The sequence below is a fragment of the Turicibacter sp. H121 genome, from assembly GCF_001543345.1.
GTDB classification, from domain to species: Bacteria; Bacillota_I; Bacilli_A; order MOL361; family Turicibacteraceae; genus Turicibacter; species Turicibacter bilis.
Genome location: NZ_CP013476.1, coordinates 1152661 through 1170022, shown reverse-complemented (window position 1 = coordinate 1170022; position 17362 = coordinate 1152661). Strand labels below are relative to the sequence as shown.

The 17362-nt window shown below is 33.7% G+C and carries 22 protein-coding genes; 15 read left to right on the top strand and 7 right to left on the bottom strand.

Annotated elements, in window-relative coordinates; all coding sequences use genetic code 11:
- Positions 1 to 146 precede the first annotated feature (146 nt).
- From AT726_RS05695 to AT726_RS05680, 4 genes are all read right to left on the bottom strand, one after another.
- Positions 147 to 956: a Cof-type HAD-IIB family hydrolase gene (locus tag AT726_RS05695; RefSeq protein ID WP_068759211.1), complete on the bottom strand. Its 810-nt coding sequence runs from the start codon at positions 954 to 956 to the stop codon at positions 147 to 149.
- 17 nt (positions 957 to 973) lie between these two features.
- Entirely contained in the window at positions 974 to 1933 is a 960-nt protein-coding gene (locus tag AT726_RS05690) for a polyprenyl synthetase family protein (protein ID WP_237297218.1), read from the bottom strand.
- The gene (locus tag AT726_RS05685) at positions 1914 to 2348 is read right to left on the bottom strand and encodes a hypothetical protein (protein ID WP_055276672.1); all 435 of its coding nucleotides are present in this window, start codon (positions 2346 to 2348) and stop codon (positions 1914 to 1916) included. The genes AT726_RS05690 and AT726_RS05685 overlap by 20 nt, the downstream gene beginning before the upstream one ends.
- Positions 2349 to 2424: 76 nt before the next feature.
- Complete coding sequence (locus AT726_RS05680; protein WP_055276674.1) at positions 2425 to 2844, bottom strand: HIT family protein; 420 nt, start codon at positions 2842 to 2844, stop codon at positions 2425 to 2427.
- A 168-nt stretch (positions 2845 to 3012) separates the two neighbouring features.
- On the opposite strand from AT726_RS05680, the gene AT726_RS05675 reads away from it, so the two are divergent.
- Genes AT726_RS05675 through AT726_RS05665 form a run of 3 tightly spaced genes read left to right on the top strand, consistent with a single transcriptional unit; the run spans position 3013 to position 5070 of the window.
- A complete protein-coding gene (locus tag AT726_RS05675) occupies positions 3013 to 3561 on the top strand; it encodes a Gx transporter family protein (RefSeq protein WP_055242915.1) in 549 nt (182 codons plus the stop codon).
- 13 nt (positions 3562 to 3574) lie between these two features.
- A complete protein-coding gene (locus tag AT726_RS05670) occupies positions 3575 to 4345 on the top strand; it encodes an energy-coupling factor transporter transmembrane component T family protein (protein ID WP_055242918.1) in 771 nt (256 codons plus the stop codon).
- A gap of 59 nt (positions 4346 to 4404) precedes the next feature.
- The gene (locus AT726_RS05665; RefSeq protein ID WP_068759210.1) at positions 4405 to 5070 is read left to right on the top strand and encodes a uracil-DNA glycosylase; all 666 of its coding nucleotides are present in this window, start codon (positions 4405 to 4407) and stop codon (positions 5068 to 5070) included.
- 36 nt (positions 5071 to 5106) lie between these two features.
- On the opposite strand, the gene gerQ is transcribed toward AT726_RS05665, so the two are convergent.
- Both gerQ and AT726_RS05655 read right to left on the bottom strand, forming a co-directional pair.
- A complete protein-coding gene (gerQ, locus tag AT726_RS05660; protein ID WP_055276677.1) occupies positions 5107 to 5820 on the bottom strand; it encodes a spore coat protein GerQ in 714 nt (237 codons plus the stop codon).
- A 24-nt stretch (positions 5821 to 5844) separates the two neighbouring features.
- Positions 5845 to 6291 (bottom strand): cell wall hydrolase, encoded by a 447-nt coding sequence (locus AT726_RS05655; RefSeq protein ID WP_269465081.1) that lies wholly within the window; start codon positions 6289 to 6291, stop codon positions 5845 to 5847.
- A 120-nt stretch (positions 6292 to 6411) separates the two neighbouring features.
- On the opposite strand from AT726_RS05655, the gene pta reads away from it, so the two are divergent.
- Positions 6412 to 7377, top strand: a complete 966-nt coding sequence (pta, locus tag AT726_RS05650) for a phosphate acetyltransferase (protein ID WP_055242926.1) — start codon at positions 6412 to 6414, stop codon at positions 7375 to 7377.
- Between the two features lie 129 nt (positions 7378 to 7506).
- Entirely contained in the window at positions 7507 to 7758 is a 252-nt protein-coding gene (locus tag AT726_RS05645; protein ID WP_055242928.1) for a DUF1450 domain-containing protein, read from the top strand.
- Between the two features lie 99 nt (positions 7759 to 7857).
- Here AT726_RS05645 and AT726_RS05640 read toward each other — a convergent pair whose 3' ends face one another.
- Positions 7858 to 8181: a hypothetical protein gene (locus AT726_RS05640; RefSeq protein ID WP_055242929.1), complete on the bottom strand. Its 324-nt coding sequence runs from the start codon at positions 8179 to 8181 to the stop codon at positions 7858 to 7860.
- 211 nt (positions 8182 to 8392) lie between these two features.
- On the opposite strand from AT726_RS05640, the gene AT726_RS05635 reads away from it, so the two are divergent.
- The 10 genes from AT726_RS05635 to pth all read left to right on the top strand — a co-directional run bounded on the left by AT726_RS05635 (position 8393) and on the right by pth (position 17346).
- The gene (locus AT726_RS05635; RefSeq protein ID WP_082411232.1) at positions 8393 to 9691 is read left to right on the top strand and encodes an HD domain-containing protein; all 1299 of its coding nucleotides are present in this window, start codon (positions 8393 to 8395) and stop codon (positions 9689 to 9691) included.
- A gap of 30 nt (positions 9692 to 9721) precedes the next feature.
- Positions 9722 to 10264 carry a ribonuclease M5 gene (gene rnmV, locus AT726_RS05630; protein ID WP_055276683.1) on the top strand — a complete coding sequence of 181 codons (543 nt, stop codon included), beginning with the start codon at positions 9722 to 9724 and terminating at the stop codon, positions 10262 to 10264.
- Positions 10265 to 10295: 31 nt separating this feature from the next.
- The gene (gene rsmA, locus AT726_RS05625; protein ID WP_055305917.1) at positions 10296 to 11168 is read left to right on the top strand and encodes a 16S rRNA (adenine(1518)-N(6)/adenine(1519)-N(6))-dimethyltransferase RsmA; all 873 of its coding nucleotides are present in this window, start codon (positions 10296 to 10298) and stop codon (positions 11166 to 11168) included.
- Positions 11169 to 11257: 89 nt separating this feature from the next.
- A complete protein-coding gene (yabG, locus tag AT726_RS05620; protein ID WP_055242936.1) occupies positions 11258 to 12070 on the top strand; it encodes a sporulation peptidase YabG in 813 nt (270 codons plus the stop codon).
- A 111-nt stretch (positions 12071 to 12181) separates the two neighbouring features.
- Positions 12182 to 12415 carry a Veg family protein gene (locus AT726_RS05615; RefSeq protein WP_055242938.1) on the top strand — a complete coding sequence of 78 codons (234 nt, stop codon included), beginning with the start codon at positions 12182 to 12184 and terminating at the stop codon, positions 12413 to 12415.
- A 96-nt stretch (positions 12416 to 12511) separates the two neighbouring features.
- On the top strand, positions 12512 to 13366 hold the full coding sequence (gene ispE / locus AT726_RS05610) for a 4-(cytidine 5'-diphospho)-2-C-methyl-D-erythritol kinase (protein ID WP_068759209.1): 855 nt from the start codon (positions 12512 to 12514) through the stop codon (positions 13364 to 13366).
- Between the two features lie 215 nt (positions 13367 to 13581).
- Entirely contained in the window at positions 13582 to 13836 is a 255-nt protein-coding gene (spoVG, locus tag AT726_RS05605) for a septation regulator SpoVG (RefSeq protein ID WP_055242941.1), read from the top strand.
- Positions 13837 to 14098: 262 nt separating this feature from the next.
- Positions 14099 to 15466, top strand: a complete 1368-nt coding sequence (gene glmU, locus AT726_RS05600) for a bifunctional UDP-N-acetylglucosamine diphosphorylase/glucosamine-1-phosphate N-acetyltransferase GlmU (RefSeq protein ID WP_055242943.1) — start codon at positions 14099 to 14101, stop codon at positions 15464 to 15466.
- Between the two features lie 116 nt (positions 15467 to 15582).
- A complete protein-coding gene (locus tag AT726_RS05595) occupies positions 15583 to 16557 on the top strand; it encodes a ribose-phosphate diphosphokinase (RefSeq protein WP_055242944.1) in 975 nt (324 codons plus the stop codon).
- A gap of 228 nt (positions 16558 to 16785) precedes the next feature.
- Complete coding sequence (gene pth, locus AT726_RS05590; protein WP_068759208.1) at positions 16786 to 17346, top strand: aminoacyl-tRNA hydrolase; 561 nt, start codon at positions 16786 to 16788, stop codon at positions 17344 to 17346.
- Positions 17347 to 17362: the final 16 nt, after the last annotated feature.

The following is a 17362-nucleotide window of genomic DNA, read 5'->3' as shown; positions in this document are numbered from 1 at the left end:
ACAATAATTACACGGTTATTTTAGCATCTTTCAATTATTTTTCAAGGTGAGAAAAAGAAGAGGTTTTGGCATAAAAAAGAGATTCATTTTTTGATAATTAAGTAGGAAGAAAATAACTAAAAAAGATAATCCGAAGATTATCTTTTTTAGTTATTAAGAATAAATTTTTCGATTACTTGAGCAATTCCATCTTCATCATTTGTAGCAGTAACATAGTTAGCAGCGGCTTTAACTTCATCAACTGCATTTCCCATTGCGACTCCAAGACCTGCAAATTCAATCATTGGTAAATCGTTGTATCCATCACCACAAGCGATTAATTGAGATTTATCTAATCCAACATGCTCTAATAATTTTTGTAATGAATAAGCTTTATTGATATTTTGAGGCATGAACTCTAAGAAGAATGGAAGAGAACGAGTAATACTTAAACGATTTCCTAAACGTTCTTTCATTTTAATTTCAACTTGAGCTAAATACTCAGGTTCTGCTGTGCATAAACATTTGACTGAGTTGAAAGTGACTGAGTCTTTAAAGTTTTCAACGCGATTGATTGGCATTCCGTTGATATGGGCTTCTTTTTGGATGTATTGATCATCATCAGCTGTTATAATAGCCTCATCTTCGTAAGCCATGATATTAACGTTCATTTCACGAGATAAATCATATAATTCATGACAAATCTCAGGTGTTAAGGAATCATCATAAATCATTTCATTTGTTTGAACTGAAATGATGCGTCCACCATTATAAGATAAGATATAACCTGGATATTCATCTAATCGTAATTCTTTAGCAGCTTTCACCATTCCATAAGTTGGACGACCAGATGCTAATACAATCATAACACCTTGTTCTTGGGCTTTAAATAACGCCTCTTTTGTTTTTGGTAAGATTTCATTTTTAGATGACATTAATGTTCCATCTAAATCTAAAACGATCATTTTATAACTCATATAACTCTCCCTTTCGGTTAATTAAATAGTAGGTCAATTAAATGCGACATCTTAGGTTTCAAATTGGGAAGTTTATTCATAATTGCCAATGTGTTATTAATATAAGATTGGCAAACGTCCTCTGATTGTTGAATATAATGTCCGGAATTAATTCGTTTGCAAAGTGAATCAAAGGTAGATGATTCTTTGTTCAAGTGTAATGACATCAACTCTTCTTTGATTAAATCATCCTCGAGAGCAAAAATCGTTGGAAGTGTAATAATGCCTTGTCTTAAATCATTACCAACGGGTTTCCCAAGACTTGAAGAGAGGCTTGTAAAATCTGAAATATCATCTTTTAATTGATAAGCAATTCCAATTGAATGACCAAGTGTTGATAGTTCATCAAGTTCATCATTTGATAAATGAGCAATTAGTCCCCCGATGACAAGACTCACAGAAATTAAAGTCCCTGTCTTTTGATGACTTTTTTCAATATAATCTTCGAGTTGAAGATTAAAGTTAAAAAGGTCCTCTTTTTGTTTGAGCTCTCCTAAACATAGTTGCTTCATGGTATGTGCTAATTGTAAATGAAGCCTTGGATCATCAAAGTGAGAAAAAAGTTCAAGACTTTTATTTAAGGTATAATTTCCTAGTTTAAGTGCTATTTTAGCTCCATAGCGTTCATGAAGGGTAAGTACATTATGTCTCATTGGAGAATGATCAATAATATCATCATGAATCAGTGAAGAAAGATGAAGTAACTCAATCGCAACGGCTGCTAAATAGCAGTCTTCTTTCTTAGGATAACTTCCTAAATCAGTTGCCATTAATAAAAAGAGAGGGCGAATTCTTTTTCCACCCTGACTAACTAATTCGCAAAGCGCCTTTTTTAATGCGTCATCCTGTTTTAATAAGGCATCATTCTCGATATTTTGAAGGAGAATTTTATTAAAATAGACCTCATCATATCCAAACTTAGATAAGTAACCCATCATTCAACCCCTCCTGTTTCATGATTTTAATCCATGTGTTTAATAAATAAACGGATGAATTTTGATGATGAATAGATTGAATTTCAATTGATTCGAGAACGCGAGCCATATTATGTTTAATCAGTGAAAAGGTATGTTTAATCGAGTATTCATAATAAAGACTATAAAATAAATCACCGTATAAAATAATATTTCTACATTGTTCTTCATTTGATGAATCTAATAATTGATTATGGGTATCTAAATGGAGTAGTAAAAGCCCATATGAGACAAAATAAGGGAAGTAATCTTCAGGATGCATGGATTGATCAATCATTCCATCATAAAGTTTTTGTAATTGATATTCGTTAATTTGACAATCGATGATATTTGCACATTGAAGTTGTTGTTTGATTTCACTTATGACTTGTTTAATCATCACCTAATCCCCCGTTTCTAATGAGAATATCATTAGTATTCCAAGGATTAGAATAAATATACAAATGTTAGAATTCTTATAAGTTTGTTAAGATTTCTTCTTTTAATGCCGCTAATGTCTCTGGTGTATAATTAGACATGTTATTTGTATATTTGACATCAAATGAATCTTCAAACGTATAGCGAGGAATTAAGTGAACGTGATAATGGAAGACCGTTTGTCCCGCTACAGGTTTATTGTTGTTGACAATGTTCATTCCATCCGCATTAAAGGTTGTTTTTAATGCATTTGCAATCTTTGGAACAACTGAGAAAACATGTGCCATATCTTCTTCAGTCATTGAAAAAACATCTTCCACATGGTTTTTAGGGATAACTAATGTATGACCTTTTGTTGTTTGAGAGATATCTAAGAAGGCTAACACATGCTCATTTTCAAATAAAATATGTCCTGGAATTTCTTTATTAATAATTTTACAGAAGATACATTGTTTCATTAGAGTTCCTCCTATCAGTTATTGAAATCGTTCTTAACTCTTGAATGACATAATTTTATCAAATATTAACAGAGTTTTAAAGTGCTAACATTCTGTCGAGAAAAGGTGTTTTTTGATTTGCTCCTCATGATATAATAGATTTTAATGTTAGGTGGGAGGTTTTAGACGTTGAATCAAAAAAAAAATCGTGAAAACTTAGAAAAAATGATGTTAGTTATTTTGATTGGGGCATTAGCCATTGTATTAGGAATTATTGAATCGATGATCCCTATTAAATTACCGATTCCAGGAATGAAACTAGGATTAGCTAATATTATGATTGTGATTGGGTTGTATTATTTAGATGTTAAAGATATGTTTTTTGTTATTATGTTAAAAACATTTTTAACAACGTTATTGCTTGGAACATTTTCTATGTTTGCTTATGGTTTTGTAGGTGCTTTATTGAGTTATATTTGCATGGTATCAGCCTTTAAAGTATTAAAAGAGAAGATTAGTTTAATTGGGATTAGTATGATTGGTGGGGTCATGCATAATATTGGTCAAATTATAGTAGCTATGATTTTAATTAAAACTAAGGCCATTGCATATTACATGATGTTTTTACTTCCAATAGGACTTTTAACGGGAGTTGTTATTGGATTAGTTGCAAAATTAGTTATGTCTCGTTTAAATGAATTTCAATTATTTCGAAATCACTATAAATTAAATAACTAATGAGGAGAATTGTATGAAAAAGTTATGGCTTGGAAGATATATTAGTGTTCCATCATTTTATCATTCACTTGATTCACGTGCTAAATTATTAATGATGGTTCTTAATATCATCATGATGATTTGTATTTCAAGATGGATACAACTTTTACTTGCCGCTTGTTTAATATTCATGTTCTTATATTTAAGTAAAATTCCATTTTCTTTTTATTTGAAGCAAGCAATGTTTCTTAAATATATGTATTTATTTTTTATCGTGTTCTTCACCTTAACAGAAGGCACAAAGACATTATTTCAAATTGGATTTCTTCAGGTCACATTAGACGGATTGATGTTAGGAATATTCTACACCGCAAAAATGATGTTATTCGTATTCATGGGTGCGCTACTAACTTTTACAACCGCTCCAAGTGAACTCGTCGCAGGAGCAAAAGCCTTAATTAAAGGCCAGTCTATGGAGCAGTTTGCTTTTATGACAAGTTTAGCGATTCGTTTAATTCCGATGATTTTAGATGAGGTGAAGCTCATTTATAGTGCTCAACAATCTCGAGGATTAGATTTTAGTGAGATCTCATTACAAGAAAAATTATCAAAACTAATGGCTATTATTATTCCGGCGATCTCAAATACAATTAAACGATTAACCATGATGATGGATGCGATGGAATGTCGAGGATATATTGTCGGTCAACGTCGTACTTCGATTTATCGTTTAACATGGAAAATGGAAGATACTGTTATTTTAGCAAGTGGAATTATTACGTTAGTCGGTATTATTTTGCTGTAAGTCGCAGAACCTGTTAACAGGTTCTTTTCTTTTAAAATAAATGAAAGGGTGATTATAAGATGTTTATTCATAATGATTGGGATTTAATCTTAAAACAAGAATTTGAACAGTCGTATATGAAGGAGCTTTTTAATCAATTGCATCAGCAATACGAGACGGAAGTCGTTTATCCTCCAAAAAATGAAGTGTTTCATGCCTTCCAGTTAACCCCGTATTCAGAAGTCAAGGTCGTGATTTTAGGACAAGATCCTTATCATGGTCCAAATCAAGCGAATGGTCTAAGTTTTTCAGTTGAAGCAGGAACGAAGCTGCCACCTTCTTTGCGTAATATTTTTAATGAGTTAGTGGAGGATATCAAATGTGAGTATCCAAGTAGCGGAGATTTAAGTAAGTGGGCGAAACAAGGCGTTTTATTATTGAATACGACGTTAACAGTCAAAGAAGGTCAACCGATGTCACATGTTGGAATGGGATGGGAGACCCTTACAGATGCAGTTTTACGTTATTTAAATGAAAAACCAACACCTGTTGTCTTTATTTTATGGGGGAAACACGCCCAAAGTAAGAAAAAGCTGATTGATTTAAATAAGCATTTTGTGATTGAATCAGCCCATCCTTCGCCATTATCTGCTCGTCGTGGATTTTTTGGAAGTGCTCCTTTTTCAAAGACTAATGAATTCTTAGCTTCAAAAGGATTGAATCCGATTGACTGGTCATTAAATTAAAAAAAGCATCTCTTTTTTGTAGAGATGCTTTTTTGCTTAAAATTGTTCTGAATTACCATAAGGTGGTTGAGGCATATAGTTATTTGATTGTTGAATTTGTTGGTGAGTAAAGCTTTCAGGAAGTTGGTTATAGTATGGATACTTTTGCTTATAAAGTTCGTCTTGTTGTTTTTGATAGTTATAAAGTGCCCCTAAAGAAGGGAATTTTTCAAATAAGTCAGGATCCACCATATTAAGTGTATTATCGAGTGGATAATAGTAGTTGATTTCTTCTGGGAATTCAACATAATCTAAATAAACAGTTAATAAAATGAAACGATGACCTGTGTTTGGATCACTTAAAACGATATGGTCGCGTCCTGCCGCTTCAATAATTCCGACAAAAGTACGTCGAGCAGTTGCTGCATCATTACCACTGAATGTCATATAAACGGTAGCTAACTTCCCACGATTAAGTCTTAGAATATTACTTACGTAACTGCTACCTTGTGCCATTGAGATCACATTTCCTACTGGAACTTCAAATCCTCCAAATGTTACACCACTTACTGATGGTCCAGTTATTCCTTGTCCAGGTTCAGTTGGCGTTTGTGGTGTAATTGGGGCCCCTGCTGGAAATGGTGGTTCCACTGTATTTGGGTTTACATTAGAGTAACTTCCTCCCATTGGATTTGCTTGTTGATATCTCCAGTATGGATCACTTGGATTTGGAAAAGGTCCCCCATAAGGATAAGAGTAATAATAATTCATAATGTCTCTCCTTTCAAATTACAATTAGTCATAACAGTGTTCGGATTCAAGTGGGATATAGAAGCAGTGATCTCCATATCGACCTGAATTCCATTGTCCCCAAAACTGAGGCGGACAACTTGGTTGGAAAGGATCGTAGAACCATAATGCCGTTGTCGCAGGTTCAAATCGCTCTCCATTAATGACCCTTCGCGCTAGCCTAATTTCATTATCTCTCGCGCGTTGATAGAAGTAATCGAATTGTACGGCTTCAAATCCCCCAGGAGATTGAAAGACCATTTGCTGAATGGTATTAATGTTTTTAAAATCGTGACAATTAGCTAAGACACGATTGACACAAACATTACCGACAAGTAACATTCCCATATTTCCATCGCTTTCGGCTTCAGCACGCATGAGTCGGGCAAGTAACTCAATATCTTTTTGGGTTGCTTGAACAACTCCCATGATAATCACCTCTCGTTTCATCATATGGTCGACATTGACGAAACATGAATAAATTATTTAAAAAAATAAAAGGTATTAACCTTTTATTTTTATGGAAAAAAGAGTACAATAAAAGTAACAAAAACATTAAAGGTGGTAAATTCAATGGATATCATGACAAGTTTAAAAAACCAAATCATTGGAAAAAATATTCGCATCGTTTTCCCAGAAGGTAACGAACCACGCGTTGTTCAAGCCGCTAGTTTGTTAGCACGCGAAAACATGTTAAAACCAATTTTAATTGGATCAATTGAGGAAGTACAAGCTGCTGCTGGAACCTATTCACTAGAAGGATGCGAAATTATTGATCCAAAACATTATGACAAATTAGATGAAATGGTTACTGAATTAGTTGCTGTTCGTAAAGGAAAAGTAACTGAAGAGCAAGCACGTGAATTAGTCTTAAACGTGAACTACTTCGGAACGATGTTAGTACACATGGGATTAGCCGCAGGTTTAGTTTCAGGTGCTATTCACTCAACTGGAGACACGGTACGTCCAGCCTTACAAATTATTAAAACAAAACCGGGAATCTCTAAAACATTCGGATACTTTGCTATGTTACGTGGAGATGAGCGTTATATCTTTGCTGACTGCGCGATCAATCCAAACCCATCAAGCAGTGATTTAGCAGAATTCGCCATTGAATCAGCACGTGTTGCACGTATGTTTGATATTGAACCAAAAGTTGCCTTATTAAGCTTCTCAACAAAAGGTTCAGCTAAAACTGAAGAAACTAAAAAAGTAACAGAAGCAATGGAAATCTTAAACGGAATGGAATTAGATTTCGATTATGATGGAGAGTTACAATTTGATGCTGCCTTTGTTCCAGCAGTAGCAAAAACAAAAGTTAAAGATTCTAAAGTAGCAGGACAAGCCAATGTATTCGTATTCCCTGATTTAAACTCAGGAAACATCGGATATAAAATTGCTCAACGTTTAGGTGGATTTGAAGCAGTAGGACCAATCTTAGCTGGATTAAATAAACCAGTTAATGATTTATCGCGTGGATGTTCTCCAGAAGATGTTTACGGAACAGCAATCATCACGGCTAACCAAACATTATTATAGAAATAAAGTTATTTTTTAAATAAATGAGAGAGAGATGAGCTTTGTGTTTTCATTGACAGAAAGCTCATTTTTTTATAAACTTTTATAGAGATACACTTCAAAAATTTTAGAAAAGGGAAGGTGTAATCGATGTTTAATTTAGATGATTTATTTGCAGAACCAAATGAGTTCCGCGTTTGTGATAAATGTAAAGCAACAAATTTAAATACATTATTACCACGCTTAAAAGCGATTGACCCAAAAGCGAAAATTTATCAAGGATGCCAGTCATATTGTGGACCAGGTCGTGATCGTTCTTTTGTTTTCGTTAATAATAAGCCAATTTTAGCGGAAAATGAAGATGAGTTAATCCAAAAAGTAAAAGAATTCTTAGGAAAATAAAGAATAAGAAAAGGACAAGGAGTCAAAATAATCGACTTTCTTGTCCTTTTTTGTGTTAAGTGCATAAAAGTAGTAAAAGATAAAAATATGATTAATTAATTATGATTCACCAAGATAATAGTATTCATTTCCAAAGTGATGGATTTTAAATGTTTTATTAGCTAGTAAATTAGCCATATAGGAAACTATATCGAGTTCATTTTTAAATAAGATTAGCGCCTGTGGTTCGTTTTTTATCACAAATCGAATGCGAGCTTTTAGAAAAGGGGTTAATTGTTGAAAAATTTGCTCAATGCTTAAAGGTTCAGGTTGATGAAGGGTGAGAAGGTCATAGATTTCACAAATCATCATGGAAAAAAGTTGATGATGCTTTAAGAAAGACTCTTGATCATTAATGAAGTAATCTCTTGTTTTCAAACACATAGAACCACGCCCTTTAAAAACGTTATCATATTGGTATTATAACATATTTATATGATATTATTTCAAAAAGGTATAGATTATTTTTAATATTTAGGAAACGTTTTGTCATGTTAGTTCAAGTCTGTCAAGAATGTGGTATACTTATAATGTAAGAAATCAAGATTTTTGCATTATTTTTAAAAATAATGATGGTATATAGATGGTGATGCGAATGACAAAGTTAGAAGAAAAAGTATTTAGAGATCCGGTATATGGATATGTTCATGTTTATGATCAATTAATTTGGGATTTAATTCAAACAAAAGAGGTGCAACGATTACGCCGTATTAAACAGTTGGGTGGAACGTATATGGTTTTCCATACGGCAGAACATAGCCGTTTTTCACATTCATTAGGTGTGTATGAAATGGCACGAAAAATTATTCGAGCATTAATGCATCGTGGAACGATATTAAGTGAAGATGAACGTTTACTAGTTTTATCAGCTGCGTTACTTCATGATTTAGGTCATGGTCCTTTTTCACATTCATTTGAATCTGTTTTTAGTGTACGCCATGAGCTATTTACAGAACGCATTATTATGGAAAACACGGAAGTGAATCGAGTATTAGAAGCCTATCAAAAAGGATTTGCTACGAAAGTTCGAGATGTGATTAATAAAACATATCCGAATCCATTAATTATTAGTATTATCTCAAGTCAATTAGATGCTGATCGCTTAGATTATTTACTTCGTGATGCTTATTTTACGGGGGCTCCGTATGGAGAAATTGATGTTGAGCGAATTCTAAGAACGATGCGTGTTGTTAATAATAAAATTGTGTACAAAGTGTCAGGAATGCATGCGATTGAAGATTATTTAATGAGTCGTTATCAGATGTACTGGCAGGTCTATTTACACTCAACCGGTCGAAGTTTTGACTTAGTTATTCAAAATATGCTTCGTCGTGTTCGTGAATTGATTTTTTCTGGCTATGAATTTAAACGTCCACTGGAGGCACTAAAAGATTTATTTTTAGAGGAAGAGCCTTCAGTTGAAACATATTTAAAATTTGATGATTCAACAATTAGTTATTATGCCTCTTTATTTACCGATGAGGAAGATGAGATTTTACGTGATTTAGCCGATCGTTTTATTAATCGTCGATTATTAAAAGAGGTGCACTATACACCAAATGATGAAACTAATGAAAAGCTAAAGCAAGTGAAAGAATATATGATTGAATTAGGTATTAATCCAGACTATTATTTATTAACTGATCATAGCGTCAAAACACCATACGATTACTATGGACATAAAACGAATTGTTTACCAGACTGTATTGAATTATTGATGCGTGATGGCTCAATTCAAGAAATCTCTGAAGTATCAACCATCATTAAAGGAATTATTGCGGTCAAACCAAAACAAGAACATAAAGTTTATTTCCCATTAGATTTAATTCGATTAAGTCCAGATGGGGAAGCGAAACAAAGAATTCTAGAATTATTACATGAGAATGTTCAATAAAATTTTATAAAAGAAATTGAGGAAAAAAATATGTTTAAAGAAGTTATTGTCGTAGAAGGTCGCGACGATACCCGACGTCTAAAAGAAGTCTATCCTGAAATTGAGACGTTAGAAACGAATGGCTCAGCCATTAATGAGAAAATATTAGAGCAAATTACAACACTTCAAATGAGTCGTGGAATTATTGTTTTTACTGATCCTGATTTTCCGGGAAATAAAATTCGCCAGACCGTTATGCAGGCTGTTCCAAATTGTAAACATGCTTATTTACAAAAAGTTGATGCCATTGCTAAAAATGGAAGTGGGGTTGGTGTTGAACATGCGAGTGATGAGGCGATTAAAGCGGCATTAGGTAATTTAGTGACACCAAAAGAAGCGGTCATTGAGGAAATTGAAACACAGTTCTTATTTGATTTTGGACTCATCGGTCATCCAAATAGTGCAAAGATTCGTGAGAAGCTGAGTGAAGCCTTAGGGATTGGCTATGTGAATGGTAAACAACTTCAAAAACGTCTAATGATGTTTGGGATTACGAAACAACAAGTTGTAGATGTCTTAACTGACTCAAACTAGAATTGTTTAAAATAAAGGAGCTATTTAATATATGAGAGATATTGCAACAAAGTCGAACACAAAAGAAATCATTGAAAGACATGGATTTACTTTTAAAAAGAGTTTCGGACAAAACTTTTTAACGGATACTAACATTTTAAATAAAATCGTGAATGCGGCTGATTTAACAGATGAAGTTGGAGTCATCGAAATCGGTCCTGGTATTGGGGCGTTAACAGAATTCATTGCTCGTAAAGCGAAAAAAGTTGTCGCTTATGAGATTGATCCTCGCTTAATTCCAATCTTAGCTGAAACATTAGCCCCTTATGATAATGTAAAGGTGATTCATCAAGATATTTTAAAAGCTGATGTGGCTTCTATGATTGAAGAGGAATTCAAAGATGTAAAAGAAATTGCAGTTGTTGCAAATTTACCATATTATATTACAACGCCAATTTTAATGGGATTAATTGAGAAGAAATTACCAATCGATCGTTATGTGACGATGATGCAAAAAGAAGTAGCGGAACGCTTATCTGCAAAACCAGGATCAAAAGACTATAATGCATTGTCAATTGCGGTTCAATACTATACAGAAGCAAAAATAGCTTTAACAGTTCCAAAAACAGTCTTTATTCCAGCACCAAATGTCGACAGTGCAGTTGTTCGTTTAACAAGACGTGAGCAACCAGCGGTTGAAGTGATTAACGAAGACTTCTTTATGGAAGTGGTTCACGGAGCTTTCAAACAACGTCGTAAAACATTACAAAATAACTTAAATCAACACTTCGCAGATTTAACGAAGGAAGAGGTCACAGCTGTTTTAGAAGAAGCTGGTATCTTACCAAATCGTCGTGGAGAATCATTATCAATCGAAGAATTTGCGAAATTATCAAATGCATTTTATCAACATTTAAATAAGTAATAAAAAGAAGGTCTTCTATCATAAGAAGGCCCTCTTTTTTTATGTACCGATTTTTTAGGGATTGCATATAATAACGTGAGGTGATGAGGATGAGTCAGGAAGTCAAAGTAGGAGATATTGTTGGACGACGTTCGTATAACTCTGATACAATGTTCCGAATTGAAGAAATAGTAGGTGATACAGCTTATTTGAAAGGGATCTTTTTTAGACTGACCGCTGATGCTCCGATTAGTGATTTAGAAATCATTTCACGTGAAGAATATCAACGGGCTGAACAAGTCGAATTTGATCAATATCGGACAATCTTACCACCTGTTATGAATCAAATGCGTAGTTATGATAATGGTGATTTTTATATTAGTGGACGAATCTTACATATTGATGGAGATGAAGAGTATCTCCAGAAGAGTATAAAGTTATATAAATATGCAAAAGTTTATGCCCAAGCTTTTGCCGTTCCAGAAAAAGAGATGAAGACTAAAGTCCCGGAATTGGTCAAGAGATTAAGACCGAATATCGTGGTGATTACTGGTCATGATGCGTTAGAAGATAAAGAACACGAAGACGATTTAAATTCTTATCGAAGTTCTAAATATTTTGTTGAAACGGTTAATGCTTTACGTGAGATAGAGCCTTCCTTGGACTATTTAATTGTCATTGCGGGCGCTTGCCAATCACATTTTGAAGCATTGATTGGTTCAGGTGCAAATTTCGCGTCATCTCCTAAACGAATTAATATTCATGCACTGGATCCGGCGATTATTGCTGCAACAATCGCGTTAACTCCGTATGAAGAACAAGTTGATTTACGAGAAGCGATTGAGAAAACTATTGCGAAAATTGCTGGTATTGGAGGGCTTCAAACGAAGGGAACCCTTCGTTATGGTATCAGAAAATTGTAAAAATATTTAATTTTATCATTGTTAATGCATAATTTCAAGTGTTTAGCACATAATAATATTGAAAATTTTTTCTTTTTGTGGTATGCTTTATAATAGAAAGGGCGTGATGTTTTGGCTAATAATATTGTTAATATTCGTCAAGAGTTAAGTGAACAAGTAGGTAAGGAAGTAAAGCTTACTGCCTATGAAAGTCGTAACCGTGTGGTTGAGCATACAGGTGTTTTATCTAATACGTATCCTTCTATTTTTGTAATTGATTTAGATAGCGAACGCGATTCAGTTGATCGTGTTTCTTATAGCTATATTGATGTTTTAACTGGATCAGTTGAATTAAAGTTTAATTAATATTAAAAAAAGTAGTCAACATTGTTTACTACTTTTTTTGTATAATTAAATAAAGTCATATGATAAAATAAAGTCATACTGATTGGAGGAATGGCTATGATAACAATTAAAGCTCCAGCAAAAATAAATTTAGCACTCGATACGCTCTATAAACGTAAAGATAATTATCATGAAGTTGAAATGATTATGACAACTGTCGACTTAGCAGACTATATTACGGTCACTCCCCTTGAAAAGAATGAAATTGTAATTAAATCAAATGAGTTCACAATGCCACTTAATGAAAAAAACTTGGCGTATCAAGCCGCCAAACTTTTTAAGCAACATTTTAATATTGATAAAGGTGTTGAAATCTATATTAAAAAGCGAATTCCAGTTGCAGCAGGATTAGCAGGTGGAAGTAGTAATGCTGCCGCAACACTAAAAGCATTAAAAGAGCTTTGGAAAGTAGATTGTACAATAGACGAATTGGCTGAACTAGGGGCACAGCTAGGGTCAGATGTACCGTTTTGTGTTTATGGAGGAACAGCGCTAGCAACAGGACGCGGGGAAATCATTCAACCAATTCCATCTCCCCCAAAATGTTGGGTCATTTTAATCAAGCCACGAATTGGCGTATCAACCAAAGAAATTTATGAAGCGTTAGACGCTAACCAAGTTGAGCATTTAGATATTGAGGGAATGTTAAAGTGTATTGACAATAAAGACTATCAAGGAATTTGTGATCGCTTAGGAAATTCACTTGAAGAAGTCACATTAGAACGTTATCCAGTGGTTGCTGAGATTAAAAATAAACTTGTCCAGTTTGGAGCAGATGCTGTATTAATGAGCGGTAGCGGACCGACAGTTTTTGCGCTAGTACGTAAAGAGTATAAATTACGACGAATTATAAACAGTATTAATGGATGTTTTAGAGAGCATGAAGTTCATGCAGTTCGATTAATTGGGTAACCATTAGAAGTATCTTAATCCTAGAGTTGATTAAGGTACTTTTTTATTTATCTAAAAGTAGTAAATTCGAGTAAACAACATAAATCTCTTGAATTCTAACAAAAAAATGTATATAATTGTAAAAAATGACAGAGAACACAAAAATGACATAAAAGTGCTTACAAAAAATGGTATATTAAATGTGAGATCAGGACAACTTAGGAGGATGAGAAAGAATGAATATTACAGATGTAAGAATTCGTAAAGTAGAGACAGACAACAGAATGAAAGCTATCGCATCTATTACTTTAGACGATTGTTTTGTCATTCATGACTTACGTGTCATTCAAGGGGATGAACACTTATTTGTAGCAATGCCAAGTCGTAAAACATCAACAGGGGAGTTTAAAGACATTGCACATCCAATCAATCATGATACACGTAAAGAGTTAGAGCAATTTGTCATTAAAGCTTACGAAGAAGCAGAATAGTCATTTTTAAAATTAGGGGAGTTTAATTAATCTAGATTAAACACGATTAAATAATCGATTTATGATAAATATAATAAACTTCACGAAAAGGCATCAAGTAAGAAGCTGCCATCCTTTAGGGTGTCAGCTTCTTTTATTTGTATCTTGAAGAGAAAAAGTGAAATGTCAGTCTTGCTCAAGGACATCTCATAAAAATTAAATTTGATGAAAGGTTGAAGTATGCTATACTAAAAGAAATAAGACAAAATAACGGAGGATTGTTATGAACAAGTATGCGGTTGTATTAGCGGCAGGAAAAGGAACTCGTATGAAGTCGAGTTTACATAAGGTGCTACATCAAGTATTAGGGAAATCGATGGTTGACCATGCAGTTACAAATTTAGAAAAAATTGGGGTAGATAAAATTGTAACTGTTATTGGTTATGAAGCTGAATCAGTTCGTGCTGAATTACAAGATCGTGTTGAATATGCGATGCAAACTGAACAATTAGGAACTGGTCATGCGGTCATGATGACGAAAGAATTATTAGAAGGATTAGATGGAGTAACGATTGTTACCTATGGAGATGTTCCACTTTTAACAGAACAAACAATCTCTAATTTATTTGACTATCATCAATCACAAAAAGCAGCTATTACTATTTTAACGGCGTGCACTGATAATCCGACAGGATATGGACGTATCATTCGTGATGAAGAAGGAAATGTGTTACGTATTGTTGAACAAAAAGACGCAAATACCGAAGAATTGCTTGTAAAAGAAATTAATACAGGTGTTTGCTGCTATGATAATAAAGTATTATTTGAAGCTTTAACAAAAATCACAAATAATAACTCACAAGGGGAATACTATTTAACAGACCTAGTTGGAATCATTCGTGATATGGGATTGAAAGTAGTCGCGTATGTGAATGAAGATTTTGAAGAAACATTAGGTGTTAATGATCGTGTTCAATTAGCTTATGCTGAAAAAGTATTACGTAAACGCATCAATGAATTCCATATGCGCAATGGAGTGACAATCATTGATCCTGAAGCAACATATATCGGAACAGATGTACAAATTGGACAAGATGTTATTATCTATCCAGGAACGATGATTACAGGTCCATCTATTATCGCCAACAATGTAGTTATTGGAGCGAATTCTCAAATTATTAATTCAACAATTGGAGAGCATACGACAATTAACGCGTCAGTTATCTCTGATTCAATAATTGGAGCTTCGACAACAGTAGGACCATTCGCACATATTCGCATGCATGCTGAAATCGGAAATAAAGCTCGTATTGGAAATTTCGTAGAAATTAAAAAATCTGTGTTTAAAGATGGAGCAAAATCAGCACACTTAAGTTATATTGGAGATGCTGAACTTGGTGAAAATGTCAATATGGGTTGTGGATCAATTACTGTTAATTACGATGGAAAGAACAAACATAAAACAGTCATTGGTGCAAATACCATGGTTGGATGTAATGTCAACTTAGTAGCGCCAGTTACAGTGGAACCGAATGCTTATTTAGCAGCGGGATCAACAATTACTAAAAATGTACCAGAAGATGCTTTAGCTATTGCTCGTTCAAAACAGGAAAATAAAGAAGGATATGCAAAAGTTATTCGTCAAAAATAGTAAAAAATTTAAAAATTGGTAATATGTCTTAAACATTTACTGAAATAATTGAAAAAAAATAAGAAATTGTGTAAAATACTGTCTGAAGTGTGTTTATTCTAGGAGGTTAAATCATCATGGCAGAAATTAATCGTAAGAAGTTTAAAATTTTTAGTTTAAATGCTAATCGACCATTAGCGCAAGAAATTGCAGATCGTATCGGAGTACCATTATCTGATTTAACAGTTAACCGATTTGCCGATGGAGAAGTACAAGTTAACATTAACGAAACTGTTCGTGGACACCATGTATTCGTTGTTCAGCCAACACATAATCCAGTTAATGAAAATTTAATGGAACTTTTAGTAATGATCGATGCACTTAAACGTGCATCAGCGAAAACAATTAACGTGATCATGCCTTACTATGGTTATTCACGTCAAGATCGTAAAGCAAAAGCTCGTCAACCAATTACAGCTAAGTTAGTAGCTAACTTAATTGAGGCAGCGGGAGCAACACGCGTAATGACGATGGATTTACACGCAACACAAATTCAAGGATTCTTCGATATTCCAATCGATGATTTCCGTGCAATGCCAATTATTGCGAAATATTTCATTGATAAAAACTTAGAAGATATCGTTGTTGTTTCACCAGATCACGGAGGAGCAACTCGTGCTCGTGTATTAGCTGAGTACTTAAATGCACCTATTGCTATTATCGATAAACGTCGTCCAAAACCAAACGTTGCAGAGGTTATGGGATTAATCGGTGAAGTTGAAGGTAAACATGCCATCATCATTGACGATATGATTGATACAGCAGGAACAATTCAAATTGCAGCAAATGCATTAAAAGAGCGTGGAGCATTATCTGTTTATGCAGCATGTACGCATCCAATTCTTTCAGGACCTGCGGTTGAGCGTATCGAAAACTCAGCAATCAAAGAATTAGTCACAACAAATACAATTAATCTGCCAGAAGAAAAACGAAGCCCTAAAATTACACAATTATCAGTTGGTGAATTATTAGCGGAAGGTATTTTACATATCTTAAATGACGAACCAGTTTCGGATTTATTCGTTTACAATCGTGATTTATACAATTTCTAATTATTTTAAAATCAAAAAAGTGAAGCTTAACATTTAGCTTCGCTTTTTTTTTATTTACTTGCAATAAATCTGTTTAATTTAGCAGAAAATAAAGTGAAATGTCTCTTTTTTTAAAACGTATTCCATTAAAAAGAAAACCACTCAAATACTAGAAGAAATATTGGTAAAACGTATGCGATTACTGTAAAATAGGATATGTTATTTAAACTCTGAATGAGGTGAAATTTTATGAAATTGTTTGTAGGTCTGGGAAACCCAGGTTCAAAATATGAAAGAACACGCCATAATGCTGGATTTATGGTTATTGATGAATTAAGCAAATCATGGAATATTGATTTATCAGAAGAAAAAAAATTTAAAGGTGAGATTGGGCGTGGAGTTGTTAAAGGTGAAAAGGTTATATTATTGAAACCAACAACTTTCATGAACTTATCTGGAGAGTCAGTTCGTTCAGTTATGGATTTTTATGATGTTGATATCGAAGATTTAATTGTCATCTATGATGATTTAGATTTACCACACGGAAAGATTCGAATGCGTTTAAAAGGAAGTGCAGGTGGCCATAATGGAATTAAGTCATTAATCGCACACACTAAAACACAAGAATTTAAACGTATTCGTGTGGGAATCGATCGCCATCCCAAAATTCCAGTAGTGGATTATGTGTTAGGAAAATTTACAGAAGATGAGTTAGCACTTGTCAATCAGGCGATTGATTTATCAGTAAAAGCTTGTGAAATGGCATTAACAGAATCATTTAATAAAGTGATGACTGAGTATAGTAAATAGGACTTGTCACAGAAGG

Coding starts and splice junctions, on each gene's coding strand:
- AT726_RS05695 (WP_068759211.1), bottom strand. CDS start 956: ATGAGTTATAAAATGATCGTTTTAGATTTAGATGGAACATTAATGTCA.
- AT726_RS05690 (WP_237297218.1), bottom strand. CDS start 1,933: ATGATGGGTTACTTATCTAAGTTTGGATATGATGAGGTCTATTTTAAT.
- AT726_RS05685 (WP_055276672.1), bottom strand. CDS start 2,348: ATGATTAAACAAGTCATAAGTGAAATCAAACAACAACTTCAATGTGCA.
- AT726_RS05680 (WP_055276674.1), bottom strand. CDS start 2,844: ATGAAACAATGTATCTTCTGTAAAATTATTAATAAAGAAATTCCAGGA.
- AT726_RS05670 (WP_055242918.1), top strand. CDS start 3,575: ATGAAAAAGTTATGGCTTGGAAGATATATTAGTGTTCCATCATTTTAT.
- AT726_RS05665 (WP_068759210.1), top strand. CDS start 4,405: ATGTTTATTCATAATGATTGGGATTTAATCTTAAAACAAGAATTTGAA.
- gerQ (WP_055276677.1), bottom strand. CDS start 5,820: ATGAATTATTATTACTCTTATCCTTATGGGGGACCTTTTCCAAATCCA.
- AT726_RS05655 (WP_269465081.1), bottom strand. CDS start 6,291: ATGATGAAACGAGAGGTGATTATCATGGGAGTTGTTCAAGCAACCCAA.
- pta (WP_055242926.1), top strand. CDS start 6,412: ATGGATATCATGACAAGTTTAAAAAACCAAATCATTGGAAAAAATATT.
- AT726_RS05645 (WP_055242928.1), top strand. CDS start 7,507: ATGTTTAATTTAGATGATTTATTTGCAGAACCAAATGAGTTCCGCGTT.
- AT726_RS05640 (WP_055242929.1), bottom strand. CDS start 8,181: ATGTGTTTGAAAACAAGAGATTACTTCATTAATGATCAAGAGTCTTTC.
- AT726_RS05635 (WP_082411232.1), top strand. CDS start 8,393: ATGACAAAGTTAGAAGAAAAAGTATTTAGAGATCCGGTATATGGATAT.
- rnmV (WP_055276683.1), top strand. CDS start 9,722: ATGTTTAAAGAAGTTATTGTCGTAGAAGGTCGCGACGATACCCGACGT.
- rsmA (WP_055305917.1), top strand. CDS start 10,296: ATGAGAGATATTGCAACAAAGTCGAACACAAAAGAAATCATTGAAAGA.
- yabG (WP_055242936.1), top strand. CDS start 11,258: ATGAGTCAGGAAGTCAAAGTAGGAGATATTGTTGGACGACGTTCGTAT.
- ispE (WP_068759209.1), top strand. CDS start 12,512: ATGATAACAATTAAAGCTCCAGCAAAAATAAATTTAGCACTCGATACG.
- spoVG (WP_055242941.1), top strand. CDS start 13,582: ATGAATATTACAGATGTAAGAATTCGTAAAGTAGAGACAGACAACAGA.
- glmU (WP_055242943.1), top strand. CDS start 14,099: ATGAACAAGTATGCGGTTGTATTAGCGGCAGGAAAAGGAACTCGTATG.
- AT726_RS05595 (WP_055242944.1), top strand. CDS start 15,583: ATGGCAGAAATTAATCGTAAGAAGTTTAAAATTTTTAGTTTAAATGCT.
- pth (WP_068759208.1), top strand. CDS start 16,786: ATGAAATTGTTTGTAGGTCTGGGAAACCCAGGTTCAAAATATGAAAGA.